Genomic DNA, 15,591 nt, shown 5'->3' with positions numbered 1-15,591 from the left:
TTCAGGGGTGTTTTGGTGTTAATATTGTAGTATAAGTTATTTCGGTAAGACGCATAGGCGAGTACGCTTGTGGGTCTTTTTTCGTGCATTCGAGAAAGGAGGAATCACATACGTGGGTGTATTTGAAAATTTAAAACTACGATTAGGAAAATCTCTCGTAGGTGATCTCAATGCGCAACAAGGACAAAGAATAAATTACCTATTAGACCAGTTGTATTGGAATACTGGAGAAAACAGTGGTCACGATACATTAGAAAACAACGAAACGATTTTCGGAGTTATATCAAGGCTATCGAACACGTTTGCTAGTTTACCGGTCAATGTCATGACAGATAATCAAGATTCGTCATCTGGCGATATTCAAGAAATTTTATCATTCAAACCAAACCCAACTGTTTCATCATTTGATTTTTGGGCTAGGTTAGAGACGGATAGAAATGTCTATGGCAATTCATTTGCTCTTATTGAACCAGATGAGTTTGGTCAACCTAAGTATTTATGGAATATTCCAGCCGAGTGGGTTTCACCGGGATTAGATGAAAATAACAATCTGTGGTACGAAGTCAAGCCAACAATAAAATCAATCATTCCAGTTAATACACCAGTTTGGGTTAGCTCTTATAATATGCTTCACTTCAAACATATTGCACGCAGTTCTAAACTGTGGGGAATCAGTCCGTTAGAAACATTGACTGGCGCTATCGCACAGGATAACAGTTTCAGAGATTTCAATGTTAGCGAATTGCGAAAACGTGACGGTCTGATTGTTAATATGTCTGGTAATTACAGCAAAGAAGAGCGTGATGTCATTGTTAATAATGTTAGAGCGTTAGCTCGTGGTGGCGTACTGTTCAACGAGCAAGGACTTGAAATCAGCAACGTTGAGCGAAAATTAGCACAGACAGATATTGAGAAAAATGATGAAATTACTAATCGACGTATTGCGAACGCATTTAACGTACCACTAACATTCTTAAACGTTAGTGATGGTGGTAGTTACAAATCAAACGAACAATTAATGCAACAGTTCATTCAAATTAATTTGGGACCAACAGTAGCCCAATATGAGAGTGAATTGAATGCTAAATTATTTACTCGTTCTCAACGTGATACAGACGTGCATGTCATGTTCGATATGAATAAACTGGCTAGAGGTGATACGGCAACACGAGCGCAATACTATAACATCATGATTCGTAACGGTGTTATTACACCACAAGCAGCTCAAAAAATGGAGGGTTTGCCTGTATCAACTCAAGCTGGTTCAGATTTGTTACGTGTGTCTGGTGACTTGTATATCATGACAGATACCGATGAGAATCGGGCAACAATAAATGGGAAAGGAGGTAGTACGGATGACAAATTACTTCCAAATGAAAGCGACGAATAATGTTGCACAGATTGATATTTTTGGAGACATTGTTAGTGAAAAATGGTTTGACGAAGAGACGTCAGCAACCAGTTTCAGAGATGCGCTTAAAGAATTGGGAGACGTATCAACAATTAATCTATCAATCAATTCTGGTGGTGGTTCTGTATTTGATGGTATTGCAATTTACAATATGCTCAAATCGCATAAGGCAACCGTCAATGTTTATGTTGAAGGTTTAGCAGCTTCAATTGCTTCGGTAATTGCAATGGCAGGAGATACCATTACAATGCGTTCTGGATCCATGATGATGGTTCACATGCCGTGGACGCTATCACAAGGTAACGCTGAAGAAATGCGCAAAACTGCTGATACGCTAGAAAAAACTGGTGACAGTATCGTTGACATTTATAGTGAACGAACCGGTATTCCATCAGATGACATCAGAAATATCATGAACGACGAAACTTGGCTATCAGCAGAAGAAGCTGTTGAACAAGGTTGGGCAACAAAATTAGATAAAAAAGAAGCAGTAATGAACAGCGTTCCAAAAGAAATTTTGGGGCGCTTTTCTAATGTCCCTAAAAATGTTTTGGCGCGCGTTGAAAAGAAGACGTTATCACAAGATCGTCTCGATTTGATTGAGCGTGAAAAACAAACACTAAAGCTATTAAAAGATGAAATAGGAGAATAATAAAATGACTAAAACACTTATTGAAATGGAAGCATCGGCTCGTGATTACGGTCGCCTTGCTTCACAACGTCAAGAAGAATACTTGAACGTTTTGGAAAAAGTTGAATCAACACCAGCAGAAGTTAATGCTGCGGTTGAAGCACGTGATGCAATGAAACAAAAGTATGAGGCTTTGAATGCAGAAATTGCAGCTAAGAAAGCCGCAATGAATGTTTCAGAGGCTGACGAAAACAAACCATCTAAGCGTGAAAAAGCGGTTGATGGTTTCGCAGATATGGTTCGTGGTGTGGTTTCAAATAACCGTATCGCTAAGCTAGACGACTTTAAAAACGCTGTTCTAGCACCTACAACTGCACCTGTCGGACCAACCGATGATTCACAAAATGGTGCATGGGCATTGCCTACAAACGTATCAACTGACTTCATTTCAGCACCATTGGCACCAAATCCATTGGTTGATGCAGCAGCTCATTCAGCAATTGTCAACTTGGAAATCCCACGTATTGACGTCACTTTTGGTACCGCATTTAACGGTATTGCTGATGGTGACACAGCTAAGGAAGTTACATTGAAGGGTTCAGACGTTAAGTTTGGACGTGTAAAGTCAAAGGTATTCGTTGGTTTGTCAGAAACTGTTTTGGCAGGTACTAACTTAGCTTTGACACAATTCGTTTACTCACGTTTGCAAGACGGTTTGTTGAAGTTGGAAGCTAATCGTGCATTTGCTACAACACCTGTAACTGGTGAAGAACACATGTCACTGTATAATGCAGTAAATGCCATTAAAAAAATTACTGGTGATGACCAGTATTCAGCTATCGTTGCTGCTATTGCAGACTTTGAAGATGAATATGCTGACAACCTTTCAATCTTCATGTCACGTAAGGATTGGTTTGCTATCCAAACTAAATTGGCTAACGGTAACAACTCATTCTACTCACAAACACCTGAACAAGTATTTGGTATTCCAGTTCACTTGACAGCTAAGGCAGTAAAGCCAGTTATCGGTGACTTCTCACAATACCACGTCAACTACGATCCTACGACTGCGCAATTCGAGCAAGACAAGGACATCAAGACTGGTATTGTATCATTCGTTGCTACAACGTGGGTTGATGCACAAGTTAAGTTAGCGGCTGCATTCCGTATTGCTGATGCAAAGGGTTCTTTGCCATCTTTAGGGTAAGCGTGACGAGACATGATTAAATATATGGTAGAACAAGACTTTACAGATAGACTAACAGAGGTTGTTTATCGTAAAGGAGATGATTATCCAGCAGATGAAGTTTCTGACGAACGTTTAGCCGAGTTGCTAGGTAGCGTTCATAAGTTCCACGATGGGGCTTTGGTTGTAAAAATTGATGACAAGCCAACCGATAAGAATACAGTTGCTGAAATACAGGCTTACTTGGATGAACATGAAATTAAATCTGATGGTTTGACTAAGAAACAAGAGTTATTAGATTTAATTAAATAACGCAATCGTACAGCACGTAAAGCTCGAATGGGGTGAGAAGCCCATTAGATAAGGAGGTTAAATGAATAGTGATGAAATTTTACCTTTACTAAAGTCCAGCCTCCGAATTGCTGGTGATGAAGATGATGAAATGCTTAAACTAATCATTGACGCATCAATTGATAATGTTAAAAGCATGGTCGGTACAAAGGATGAGTTTTTCGAAGGAAATCAATCATTTAAACTGGCGGTATTACAACAATCAACAAACAATTTTCTCAACAGAGCAAGTTCATCTGATGTTGATTTATTTGACACTAAGTATGGTATGCAAAGCGCAGTGCTTCATTTAAAGGCGCAGTATCAAATTTGGGAGGCTAATAATGCCAAGACTGAATAAATTCGTTGAACTGTATCGTTACAATACGCTGATTGAATTTGGAACGGCTGGTGAGGTTATTGGAGATGATGGTATTGCTCGAGATAAATTTATTCCATCATTTAAAGCCTATGGTGCGCCATATACGATTAAGTATCATGAAGACATTGCTAACACAGGTCCCAATGCTGTTGAAAAGTTAATTTTTGCAATTCGAGAAGTCGGAAAAGTTGATTACAATATGCTTGCGAGGTTAAACGGTAAGCAATATGTGGTTAACCAGTATATGCCAACAAATGATCCAACCAATGCAAGAGATCATGATTTAGTTCAATTGCTGTACGGTAACGGTGTTGAACAAACATATAGATTGCCGGGGTAGTAGTATGCTGGATTTTGATTTTGAAATGGACACGCATGCCCTAGAAGAAAAAATTTTAAGACTCACAAATATCAAGCCATCAGAAATTCAAGAAAAAGTAACCAAACCAGCAGCTAAAGTTATCAAGGAACAAATTAACCAAGATTTGTATTCACTAGCCAAGACGCATAGTGCTGATGGTGGTCTTAAAGAAGATTTGGTAATTGTTGATAGAGAAAGCAGTAATGGTTCAACTGCGGTTGGTTATTCAAAAGCTGGTTATTATTACCGCTTTGTTGATGACGGTCATTTTGTCATGGATAATCGTCATGGACGTGTCGTCATAAATGTAAATGGTAAACAAAGAACCATTAGAAACTATCGTTATAAGATGAAAGTTTTAAACTCTGGTGGTAAATACTTTGGTGGTTATCACTTCGTAGAGAGCGGTAGACGTAAGGCAAAACCAGAAGCTATGAAAGTCTTAAAACAAGGATTTTTGCAGTTGATAAAGGAGAAATCATGAATTACTTAGTTGAAATAAAGACTTCTCTTGACAACGATAAAACACTCTCGCAATGGGAAAAGATGGCATTTGTGGGGAGAATACCGCAGAAATACATTGATAAAACTGATATGACAACTATTTTAATCACAGGTTTATCAAATGGTTTTACCGGTTTCGGGGGTAATCATTCTCGCGCTAGAGAGCAAGAGATTGAATTAAAAATATGGTACAAACCAAACACTTCTTTTGAAGATTTTGAATGGGCATTGAACGAAGCTATGGAATCTATTGGATTCTATGGCTTTTCTTATGACGGTCCAGAAGTCGATGAAGAAACAACACAAAATAAGAGCGTTCTGCAATATCGCAGAACTAAATTTAAAGGAGAATAACAAATGCTATTAACAGGTTTACACGCAGTTTTGCTTGTTCCTTATACGACACGAGCAATCGATTCTGATTTAGATAAAAGTAAGTACATTTTATTGAATGGTTCTAATGGTGGTCCAACACAGGTCAACATTCAAAACCTTTCTGCAACACAAACAACAAAGTATGGTGGAGATTCAGCTTATTTGGTTGTCGGTTCTGGTAACGGTCAAGTTTCTGGATCATTTAACCTATTAGACTTCCCATTTGATAAATTGAATGAGGTTTTGGGGTATAGGACAGATAGTCAGGGTATTGCTCATCATGGCAACCAGACAATTGCACCGTATTACGCAATGTACGTATTGTCACACGACAAAGACGGTAAGGCTGCTTGGTTAGGATTGCCACGCGTTCAATTTGCTCGTGGTGATGTCAACCCACAAACAAATAGTGACAACACAGTCACGTCTACTGATCAATTAACTTGGCGTGGAATGAACCGTAAAGATGGTGATATTTTCATTCAAGGTTCAGAACAGAAGAAGACTACTGAAACACAATTCCAAACCGCACTGTTTGGAAAACAGGTTTTGACAAGTCTCGAAGGTGCAGGAACGCCGAGTTTAGGGTAAGCGCTCGGACTGAAGTATAAACAACAGGAACACATTGTGTGTTCTTTTAAGCTACATATAGGATCCTCCAATCTATATGTGGTTTAAAAGAACATATAATATTTGGAGGAAATCATGAAAAAAACATTTAAATTAGGTTCTAAGCAAAAGACAATTACTCGTACATTGGCAATCTCTCGTGAGTCAATTCAATTCATTAAACAGGTAACTGTTTTACAAGAAAATGTGATTATGGATCCCTTTGCAGAAGGTTATAAGGAATCTGATGTTACCGAACTAGAACTCAATATGATGGCGCTTTATGTAAAACGCGCATCAGAATTGCTCGAACAACCAGAAGATTATTTTGAAAATATTGATTACTTCGACATCGTTAATTTTGTACGAGATGTGCAAGAATTTCTTTCACAACAAGGTGAATCAGGTAAAAAGTCGGGGGAAGACTAAGCGCAGATGATGCGCTAAAAAAGCTAGATGAGTTAGCTGCAAATGCAGTTGAAAGATATAGCTGGGACGTAAATACAGTGATGTCCCAAGACTTAGATGACCTCATCAGAACATTTAGCGTAGACATGAATAACAAATCATCTGCGCAAAACCCAAATGGCGGCGTGATGTCAATGGCAGACTTCGTTAATAGTAATAAAGCAGCAGAAATGGGGATCATTTAATGGCAGGAGAAGACATTGTAGCTAACGTTAGAGTTAATGCCGCCGAATTTTTCGGTACTTTAAGGCAAATGAACTCTGAAATAAATTCGAATACTCGTGAATGGAAAGCTCAATTTTCTGCATTATCACGGTCCGGCGATTGGGTAGGCGCTTATAAAGCTAAGCTTGAGGGTTTAAATAAAAACTATGACATTCAGATTGATAAGGTAAAATTATTAAAATCAAAAATGGATGACATCGGTACGCCTAAGACTGAAAAGAATGTCGCCGAACTCAAAAATTTAGGGAACCAACTTAAAACAGCAGAATCACAAGTAAAATTGTTTGATGTTCAGATTAAGAACTCAAATTTGGCACTTGAAAAGTCTAAGACGGGTATTCATGAATTAGCTAATGAGCATAAAATTTTATCTCAAATAACTAAAGCTAATTCAGAAGTATTTGAGAAGCAAGGACTACAATACACCGCTAATCGAGAAAAAGCGTTAGGTTTAATTGCTGAAACACGAAATCTCAATAAGCAATATCAGGCACAAGACCATATTTTAGGTTCGTTAAAAAGTGCTTACAACGCATACAGCAATGAACAGAAACATTCTGATACGTACGCACAACAATTAGCACGCGATATTAAAGAGCAAGAAACAGTTATGACACAGACTGCTTCTGCTATTAAAAACAATCAAACTGAATATAGTTCCTTAGGAAAACACATTACCAATGTGGGACAAAGAACAACTCTGACGGCTGATCGCATTAAAAATATGGGTAGCAAGTTAGTGACGAGCGGTCAAAGTCTACAACAGTTTGGTTTCTTTAGTCAAACTGCATCAGCTGGATTACTATCAATGTTCAAACAAGGCATGGAGGGGTCAGCTAAACTAGATCAGTCATTGCGTGAAACATACAACATGCTTGATAAAAAGCCGGCTGGTGGTATGAATGCGTTCTTAAAAGATTATCGCAGTGAAATTGCTAATCTATCAAAACAATGGGGTGTATCACAGAATGATATTGCTGATGGTATGCAAGAAGTTATCCGTGCAGGTTATGATCAAAAATCAGCCTTAGATATTGCTACATCATCAATGCAAACAGCTATGGCCACTGGTGAAGATTACGGTCAAATCATGGACGGCACGACAGAAATTATGTCGCAGTTTGGTTTAAAAACTGATGACGCAACAAAAAATGCTGAAAATGCAAGTCGTGTTCAGAATGCTTTAGCTAAAGTTGCAAACGATACTAAAACGTCTTATTTAGGACTTTCTGACGCAATGGCTAAGTTTGGACCAGTTGCAGCTAATGTGGGTTATAGCGTTGAAGAGTCTGCCTCATTGATTGGTTACATGGCTAACAAAGGTATTGATGCCGAACAAGCTGGTAATAACTTGCGTATGGTATTCCAACGTTTGGCCTCACAGACACCACAGGCTAGTGAAGCGTTGAAAGAGCTAGGTGTTAGTGTTGCTGATGCCCACGGTAATATGAAAAAGTTGCCTGAAATAATAGACCAAATAGACGAAGCTACCAAGAATATGGGTAACGTTCAACGTCAAGAGTATATCAAAAAGATATTTGGTGCATACGCAACTACTGCCGCTACGGCTTTATTAGATGGGCGTTCAGCTATTGAGAAGGAATCTAATGCTGCTGGTCAAGCCGTTGCTGATGGTTATACAAAAGGATTAGCTAAATCTAACATTAAGGGTGCCGCCGCACAAATTAAGATTTTCAAAGCACAATGGCAAGCTCTGACAATGGAGTTTGCTAATGACATTATACCTACGTTGATTGATGTTATGAAGACGGCTGGCAATTTATTTAAAGAGTTCGATAAATTAAGCCCATCAACTAAGAAAATGGTTGCAGGGTTCGTGGCGTTTGGTGCTGTGGCTTCACCGTTAGCTATTGCGTTAGGCAGCTTGGGTATAGTTGGTGGAACCGTGTTAAAAACATTTGGTTCTTTGCTTCCAGCAACAGTCGGGTTGTCAAAAGCATTCATGGGTTTGCGGAGTGCAGGAACAGCTGCCCCAGCAATAGAAAAGTTTGGAGGTTCAATTGCTAGGGTAGTAGGACAGTCTCTCGGACTTAAAACAGCGGTCACTGGCGCAAGTGAAGCAACAACACTATTTGGTACTGCAACAGCTACAAGCGCTTTAGGAATTGCAGGACTAGGAGTTGTTTTAGTAGGTGCAACGGCTGGTTTTGCATTGCTTGCAAAGAAATATATTGACCACAAACAAAAGCTAGAACAAGTTAAGCAACAAATGCACGACACCTACGGTGGGGATGTAACGGCAGGTCAACGTAAGCAAGTTAATGATCTGGTTTCGGCGGAAGAAAACGCAAGATTAGCTGTGGCTAAAATTGGTAATCAAAAGATTAATGATTCTAACCTTAAAGATTTTCAGTCTGCAGTTGACAAACTACAACAAGCCGCTGCAACCGGTGCTGAAAAAGCTAAAGAAAAAGCTCAGGCGGCAGCGAACAAAGATACAGACAGATTGAATAATCCATACTTATCTGCTGCTGGTAAGGAAGCCATTAAACAAGATCAAAGCGATAAGTGGGGCATTGTAAGAGATTCTCAAAATGCTATTGATTCAGCAAAAACAGTAGCTGATAGAATAAAGGCTATTGGTCAAAAAGCCCGAGATGAAAACCGAGCTTTTAGTTCTGATGAGATTAAACAAATCAGTAGTGACTATAAAGAATTACTTGGGATTGGTCTGGAAAATATACAAGGTTTGTCTAAAAAACAAAAAAGTGCATTGCATGACATGTATGTTGGAAACGATTTGAGTAAAGAAACAATGTCATCTTTACAAAAGACTAATGAACTTTATGGCAAAGCGTTCAAAAGTAATTATGAATCTCAAATAAAAACAGTTGAATCGGCCTATGAAGGTTTGAAAGGAAAACTTCGACAGAGTACAAAGGACGATGTATGGAGCAACTTTTTCAAGCAAAACTCCGATTCAATGAAACCTTTTGTAACTAATTGGAACGCTCAATTAGATAAAATTAGCAACAAGTTTGATAAGTTCGGTAAAAGTGCGTGGTCAAGTGTTGATTCTGATAACTATAAAAAAACTTATCAAAAGCTATCAGATACTTTAAAAGCTGCTGGAATTGATGTTGGTGAGTTTACCAAACAATATGGTATTTTAAAGCCTGCTCAAATGGACGCAATGAAGACATGGGACACCATGACACCTGCGATGCGTAAAATGAACGGTGCTTTCAATGACTCTCAAAAAGCAATGCTTAATGCAGTATCTGGAACGAAGGCTTGGAATGGACTTAGTTTGAAAGAGCAATCGTTGATCATTAACGATAAAGCCTCCAGTAAATTGATTTCAGCAACAAAAAAGTCTGGTGAATGGGACAAATTAACACCAAAACAGCAACAGTTAATTTTGAAAGACTTAGCTTCCGGAAAAATTGACGACGCTAAAAAAAGATTGAAAGCCTATGAGGATAACGTTCCTAAAGGTAAAACTTTGACGGTAAACGATAAAACACAAGCAACACTTAAAAAAGCTAAAATTTCAATTGATGAATGGAACAAATTAAGTCCTAAGTCAAAACAAGCTATATTGCATGATTTGGCAACTGGAAATTCAGCTAAAGCTCGGGCTTCGGTTTCTATTTGGAATGGTCAAAAAATAAACGTTAAGGATGCGAAAGCTGTTGATGAAGCTAGTAAAGTATTGGCAGGATCAGGAATTTCAGTAAAGACATGGAACTCCTTGCCGATAAGCATTAAACAAGCAGTTGGTCAAGATTTAGCTTCTGGAAAGATTAGCGACGCTAAAAGAACTGTTGATAATTGGCGTAATACTTCCGAAGGAAGAACCAAAAATGCTAAAGCTCATGCAACAGGTGCTGGTGGTGTTCGAGATAATACAAACGCTATTCAAAACTTTGCTGCACAAACTGATCATACTAGAACTATGACAACTAGACATGTATCAATATTTGAAAAGATCTTCAAAAGAATTACTGGTCGAGCATCAGGTGGAACAGTCACCGACAACGAAACAGCAACGTGGTTAGGTGATGGTGGCAAAAATGAGCCATACGTAACGCCAAGCGGATTCATGGGCGTGTCTGGTAGTGATTGGGAATTGCATTCTCTGGAACCGGGAACGATCGTTTATCCGTCAATATCTGCTTATACGCAAATGACTGGAAATCAAATCAACCCTGATATGATTCCGGCATTTGCTGGTGGCGGTACAGTGCCGTATACAGGTCAGTTACAGGCTGTTGATTACATCAATAGTGAAGTTAAAAATCAACAATCAGAGATTAATTTAACTAGCAGTGATTACTTACTAAATTCAGTAAACAAGAGTAATCAACTGATTTCTGATTTAGCGCAAATAGTAGTTGGTATTTTAGAAGAATCAAAAATAGCTAATCAACCCCTTTCAGATAATAATATGCGTAAAATTTCGAAGTCATTTATGAACCATGCAGTTAGAAGTGTAAACTAATAAAATTTGTCGCCATTTAAATAGACAGTTCACATAGTGGGCGGCAGTTAGAGAGGAATTATGGTAGAAAAATTTGAATTAACAAATGCCATAGGTATATCTGTAGGAATTAATAATTTCAAATTAATGTCATACACGCCAACTGGTCTCGGCGTAAAATTCAATAATAATTATAATAACTATCAAACATATTTTAAACTGACTAAGCAGAGTTTATCACAGGGTCAATTTAATGCCAAAATACTGTTTGGTAGCGTAGTTAGCGAAACGTTTGATAGTTTTCAAAAATTTTCTGAATTTTTAGCTTACCAACCATATACAATGACTTATACATCGGATTCTGGAACATGGAACCGTGAAGCTATGTTGTCTGAAATGACAAAATCGGAGATTGGTAGTAGTTCATATGATCCCAATCTATTAGACGAGTCATTCACTCTAGAATTCATCAACAACTGGTATAACAACAAATCAGCGGAATACAAGAGTTATGACCCTGACCCTAATTTAGGGACTTATGGCAAGATATACAGACCTAAGTATGACCAATATGTTAATAGAAACCTATTGCTTGATTCTCTGACCCAAACCAAAAGTGGGACGTGGCCTTGGGGAAACGGCGGCTGGACAGAGGAATGGGGCACTTATCTAGGGTCTAAAATATACCGTACTCCGCTCAGATGGGACAATGCTCGATATAGCTATAAAGACCTATTAGACCGAGGTGTCATTAATACCACGGACGATTTTACCTACTCTGTTTACTTTAGAGTGGTTGGAGAAGACCCCGCGGGGATGTCGTATGCCAGCATAAAATTTATCTCAGAGGCAACTACAAAAGACTGGAATGTGCCTGTGAGATTAACCAGCTTAAAAGAGGGGGAGTGGACACGAATAGTAGTTACTTTTAAGTTTAAAGATATTAAATATAACCCAGCTAGAGACTACAAGAATTCTATACGTGTAGAAGTGCCAGAAGCGACAAGAGCACCAGGTGCACGGTATGAGTTTGCAGCACCAAAGCTTGAGCGAGGTAACACAGCAACAGATTGGACTCCTGCTCCAGAAGATAAACTGGCTATTCCGTTTGAATATGCTTATGCACCTTATTATGTTTATCAAGAAAGCAATCGACCATCAAATGAAAAAGTCATGTCGCTTAATAATAAGTCACAATATTTTGGATTACAAAGTGGCTCACCTAGTGTTATTACAGTCAAGGGGCCATGCTCAGTTAATCCAACTTGGACGGTTGTTCAAAAAGGAAATGTGGTAGCGACTGATGGCTTCGCGCTGAAACTGACAGATAATCAACAGTTAGTCGTGAGTTCGCACCCAGAAGACCAGTACGCTAGGCTATACAATCCTGATGGTAGTTACGTTGATGTTTCCCAATTGCAGGACTATACCAAGACTAACTTTGTGCAAATTCCAGAGGGTGAATCAACCGTATTGTTCTATTTAGATGCCGATTCTGATGTAAATATCACGTTCAAAGAAGAGAGGTTGTTGGTATGAGTTTATCTTTACAAGCAACCATTTTTAAGGGCAGTGATCTAACGACTAGAGGGGCTTATCCATTGTTAACTTATGATTTACAGATGGATAATTTGAGTAACGCTACGTCTACTTTTGTCATAGCTGATAACGGTACAAGTTTATTAGGTGATTATATTGCAATTGAAATAGCCAACACTAAAACGCTCCTATATTACGGACAATTAACAGCAGTTGATATGGCTGGAGATACCAATCAGAATACCTTAACAGCTTGCTATATTTGGAATGTGCTAAATGGCGAAATCGTGGTTGGTAATAAGTCAGGGGCAAGCTATGAAACGCATATCATCAATCTAATAAAAGGCTATATTAACTCAACAGCCACAACCAATATTTTAGGACGCTCACTGACTAACTCAACTAATACAGCTTTTGCAGTTACTAGTTCTGATGGCAACAACACTAGCAATTTCATTGATTATTTGATTCGTGGGTTCAAGCTACACAATGTAGTGCTGACAGTTAAAGATATTGCAAAGGGGACATCAAACGGTGTGCCTTTTTATTATCCAGAAATTGATATTCATCAAGTGACTGATACGTGGAATTTTAAGAATAATAAATATGATTTTACTGGTTGGACTGTTTCTGATAGTCGTGGTTTACGTGGCTATAACAATGAGTTGTGGATCGTGGATAAAGCTTCTACTAACATGGAATCACCGTCAATCATTGCCCGCTATTGGTTACAAACTGATGGAACAGTGGTTAAATCGTTAAATTCAAATGTTGTGCAACCAACACAAGTACATGTTTATTTGTACGACAAAACAGCAACTGACAACCCAACCAACGACTCAATTGCTCAAACTGAATTATCAGGGAACAGTTATAGCCACAACATTAAATTTTCAATGCCGATTGATAACAATTTCATGCCTTTAGACAAGGTTAAGTTAGGGCTTCAATCAAACATTTATTACAATCAAGCACTTTATAATTCAGTTTTATCAGCTTATTCATTGAACAGTGATAGTGATACAATTTCACTCACGTTCGGTAATTTGCGCTTTGGTAATGCTGACTTATTTTGAAAAGGTAATTAAGGAGGAACTATGGCAATCACAATGTATCAATCAGACCGAAACACGGTCAGTCCGGCTAATGATGCAAGTCTATATAGCGGCTTAGTCAATGATACCAACGGAACTTTAAACAGAGGTAGCCAATTTGCGGTAACGGTTAATGGTTTGGTAGCTACCGTTGGTACAGGACAAGCGGTCATTCAGGGGCGTTTAGTGGAGATAACACAGTCAGAAACATTAACGCTTCCGGCAAATTCAAATGGAAAAATTGCCATTGCGGTTGATTTAACCAAGACCAATGATGTTAGTGGTACAGCTGGCATACCAACTTATCAAGTGGACGTTAAACAGGCCTATCTGGTAGCGGTTACAGAAAAACTGACTCAAGACGATTTGAACAATGGCGGTTTTCTTTATGAATTACCGATTGCTTCATTCACTTCAACAACGACTAGCGCGAAGACTACGGTTATTAAAAGTGTTTTCAATGACACGGGTTGGATAGATGCTGAATTAGTCAATGGTACACATACAAACGGCGGTACAGGATTTGCACAATATCGCGTAAAGAATGGAATGATGATTATTAACTTCTATAACTTGAATTGTTCAAAATCCACCAACGGTAATCAGATTTTAGTTATTCCATACGCTTTGAGACCGTCTAGTCCACATTCACAGGTATTTGCAGCCTCAAATCTTAACATAAATAAAGGAAAATCATGGCCGGTATCGGTAACTGTTCAATCCCAAAGTACAGGTAGCGTCATGTATGGAACTTGGACGCCTACCTCTGAATTCAATTCTTTGACAGGCGCCACTGGTACTATCATCTATCCAATTAACTAGGAGAGAACATGAATCAAAATAAAATAATTTATTATGAGCAACCGGTTAATGATGACGGTAATGTCTTGGTAGCCGATTTTACAGCGCAACGGAATAATGGTGTGGTTCAAAATATTGGTGTTTCAGTTAATACGGTAGCGGGTTATCAAGCAAATAAAGATAAAGTCATCACTGCTTTTGATGACTTTTTGGTTGCCATTCAAAAAGAAAATGCGCCAGTAGTTTCATTGGATAATGTTAAATCAACAGTAGACAGCGAAACAACTAGTGCAGAAGTGCTAAACAGTGAATCTGAAAGTGAAGTGACGAGTGAATCTGAATCAGACAGCCAATCAGAAAGTAGCAGCACGCTAGAAAGTCAATCAGATGTTAGCCAATCAGAATCTGATTCACAATCAGAAAGTGAATCAAAGAGTCACAGCGTGTCAGATAGCCAATCAGATTCAGACTCACAATCTGAAAATGAATCAGAAACAGATAGCACTAGCGACTCAACTTCTGATAGCACGTCAGCGTTGAGTCAATGAAAGGAGGTGCGTAAATGATATGGCCACATGATGTATTAAGTTGGTTGACGATTGGGTCAATGTTGTTGGGTGGTTTATGGTGGGTGTTGAAAAATACTATTGTCAACGCAATTAGTGGCTTAAGGCAAGACATTGCTAGTTTGAAAAATGAACTCAAAGAGAGCAACAAACAAGCAAATAATCATGAAGTGCGCTTAACGGCATTAGAAACGTGGAAACACGATAAACGGGAGGTTTAAAAGTGAATAAGTTAAAACGATGGGCAGTCGCTTCGATTGGAGCGGTTGCCTTTTTAGTTGTCACGATTTCAGGCGCATCAGCCAATACATTAGGTATTGATGTTGCTAGTTATCAAGGCACAACCACAAGCTATTTCAGCCAGTTTAAGAGCTATGGCGATAAGTTCACTATGGTTAAGCTAGGCGGACGTGGTGGCGGTGAGGGTAGTCATTACGTCAACCATAAAGCCTACGCACAAATTCATAACGCTGATTCCGTTGGTATGCAAACTGGTGGCTATTTCTGGGGTGAGTTCGGTGATTCAGTTAGTGAAGCAAGTTATCACGCACAACTAGCTGTACAAGACGCACAAAACGCAGGATTAGCTAAGGGCAGTTACATTGCACTGGATTATGAAGCGGGTGCGGGTGCTAACAAGGCTAACAACACCTCAGCTATTTTGA

At 38.8% G+C, this 15,591-nt stretch carries 18 protein-coding genes; all 18 read left to right on the top strand.

Annotation, left to right across the window (positions count from 1 at the left end; genetic code table 11):
• The first annotated feature begins 112 nt into the window (after positions 1-112).
• Positions 113-1,390: a phage portal protein gene (locus BMG01_RS07045; protein ID WP_158084723.1), complete on the top strand. Its 1,278-nt coding sequence runs from the start codon at positions 113-115 to the stop codon at positions 1,388-1,390.
• A complete protein-coding gene (locus tag BMG01_RS07040) occupies positions 1,356-2,063 on the top strand; it encodes a head maturation protease, ClpP-related (protein ID WP_084013440.1) in 708 nt (235 codons plus the stop codon). The genes BMG01_RS07045 and BMG01_RS07040 overlap by 35 nt, the downstream gene beginning before the upstream one ends.
• A gap of 4 nt (positions 2,064-2,067) precedes the next feature.
• Entirely contained in the window at positions 2,068-3,249 is a 1,182-nt protein-coding gene (locus BMG01_RS07035) for a phage major capsid protein (RefSeq protein ID WP_084013439.1), read from the top strand.
• A 12-nt stretch (positions 3,250-3,261) separates the two neighbouring features.
• Positions 3,262-3,540, top strand: a complete 279-nt coding sequence (locus BMG01_RS07030; protein WP_143472286.1) for a hypothetical protein — start codon at positions 3,262-3,264, stop codon at positions 3,538-3,540.
• Positions 3,541-3,601: 61 nt separating this feature from the next.
• On the top strand, positions 3,602-3,919 hold the full coding sequence (locus BMG01_RS07025; protein ID WP_084013437.1) for a head-tail connector protein: 318 nt from the start codon (positions 3,602-3,604) through the stop codon (positions 3,917-3,919).
• On the top strand, positions 3,903-4,280 hold the full coding sequence (locus BMG01_RS07020) for a hypothetical protein (protein ID WP_036086071.1): 378 nt from the start codon (positions 3,903-3,905) through the stop codon (positions 4,278-4,280). Before BMG01_RS07025 ends, BMG01_RS07020 begins: the two co-directional genes overlap by 17 nt.
• A 4-nt stretch (positions 4,281-4,284) precedes the next feature.
• A complete protein-coding gene (locus BMG01_RS07015; protein WP_084013436.1) occupies positions 4,285-4,785 on the top strand; it encodes a hypothetical protein in 501 nt (166 codons plus the stop codon).
• Complete coding sequence (locus BMG01_RS07010; RefSeq protein ID WP_036086069.1) at positions 4,782-5,159, top strand: DUF806 family protein; 378 nt, start codon at positions 4,782-4,784, stop codon at positions 5,157-5,159. The genes BMG01_RS07015 and BMG01_RS07010 overlap by 4 nt, the downstream gene beginning before the upstream one ends.
• Before the next feature lie 3 nt (positions 5,160-5,162).
• Positions 5,163-5,771, top strand: coding sequence for a major tail protein (locus BMG01_RS07005; RefSeq protein WP_036086066.1), 609 nt, complete (start codon positions 5,163-5,165; stop codon positions 5,769-5,771).
• Between the two features lie 114 nt (positions 5,772-5,885).
• Positions 5,886-6,218: a hypothetical protein gene (locus BMG01_RS07000; protein WP_002814864.1), complete on the top strand. Its 333-nt coding sequence runs from the start codon at positions 5,886-5,888 to the stop codon at positions 6,216-6,218.
• A gap of 77 nt (positions 6,219-6,295) precedes the next feature.
• On the top strand, positions 6,296-6,442 hold the full coding sequence (locus tag BMG01_RS11185) for a hypothetical protein (protein ID WP_158083945.1): 147 nt from the start codon (positions 6,296-6,298) through the stop codon (positions 6,440-6,442).
• Entirely contained in the window at positions 6,442-10,947 is a 4,506-nt protein-coding gene (locus BMG01_RS06995) for a phage tail tape measure protein (protein ID WP_084013435.1), read from the top strand. The genes BMG01_RS11185 and BMG01_RS06995 overlap by 1 nt, the downstream gene beginning before the upstream one ends.
• A 60-nt stretch (positions 10,948-11,007) precedes the next feature.
• Entirely contained in the window at positions 11,008-12,465 is a 1,458-nt protein-coding gene (locus tag BMG01_RS10970) for a phage distal tail protein domain-containing protein (protein WP_143472285.1), read from the top strand.
• Positions 12,462-13,541: a hypothetical protein gene (locus BMG01_RS06980; protein ID WP_080539887.1), complete on the top strand. Its 1,080-nt coding sequence runs from the start codon at positions 12,462-12,464 to the stop codon at positions 13,539-13,541. Before BMG01_RS10970 ends, BMG01_RS06980 begins: the two co-directional genes overlap by 4 nt.
• Before the next feature lie 21 nt (positions 13,542-13,562).
• Complete coding sequence (locus BMG01_RS06975; protein ID WP_080539886.1) at positions 13,563-14,381, top strand: hypothetical protein; 819 nt, start codon at positions 13,563-13,565, stop codon at positions 14,379-14,381.
• 8 nt (positions 14,382-14,389) lie between these two features.
• On the top strand, positions 14,390-14,908 hold the full coding sequence (locus BMG01_RS06970; RefSeq protein WP_080539885.1) for a hypothetical protein: 519 nt from the start codon (positions 14,390-14,392) through the stop codon (positions 14,906-14,908).
• A gap of 14 nt (positions 14,909-14,922) precedes the next feature.
• On the top strand, positions 14,923-15,147 hold the full coding sequence (locus BMG01_RS06965) for a hypothetical protein (protein WP_080539884.1): 225 nt from the start codon (positions 14,923-14,925) through the stop codon (positions 15,145-15,147).
• A 2-nt stretch (positions 15,148-15,149) separates the two neighbouring features.
• Positions 15,150-15,591 (top strand): GH25 family lysozyme (locus tag BMG01_RS06960; RefSeq protein WP_275077930.1); only part of this gene is annotated, 442 nt, incomplete at its 3' end.

This window comes from Leuconostoc sp. BM2, from assembly GCF_002095565.1.
GTDB lineage: Bacteria > Bacillota > Bacilli > Lactobacillales > Lactobacillaceae > Leuconostoc > Leuconostoc falkenbergense.
The sequence above is the reverse complement of the archived record's forward strand: the minus strand, read 5'-3'. Positions and strand labels throughout refer to the sequence as shown.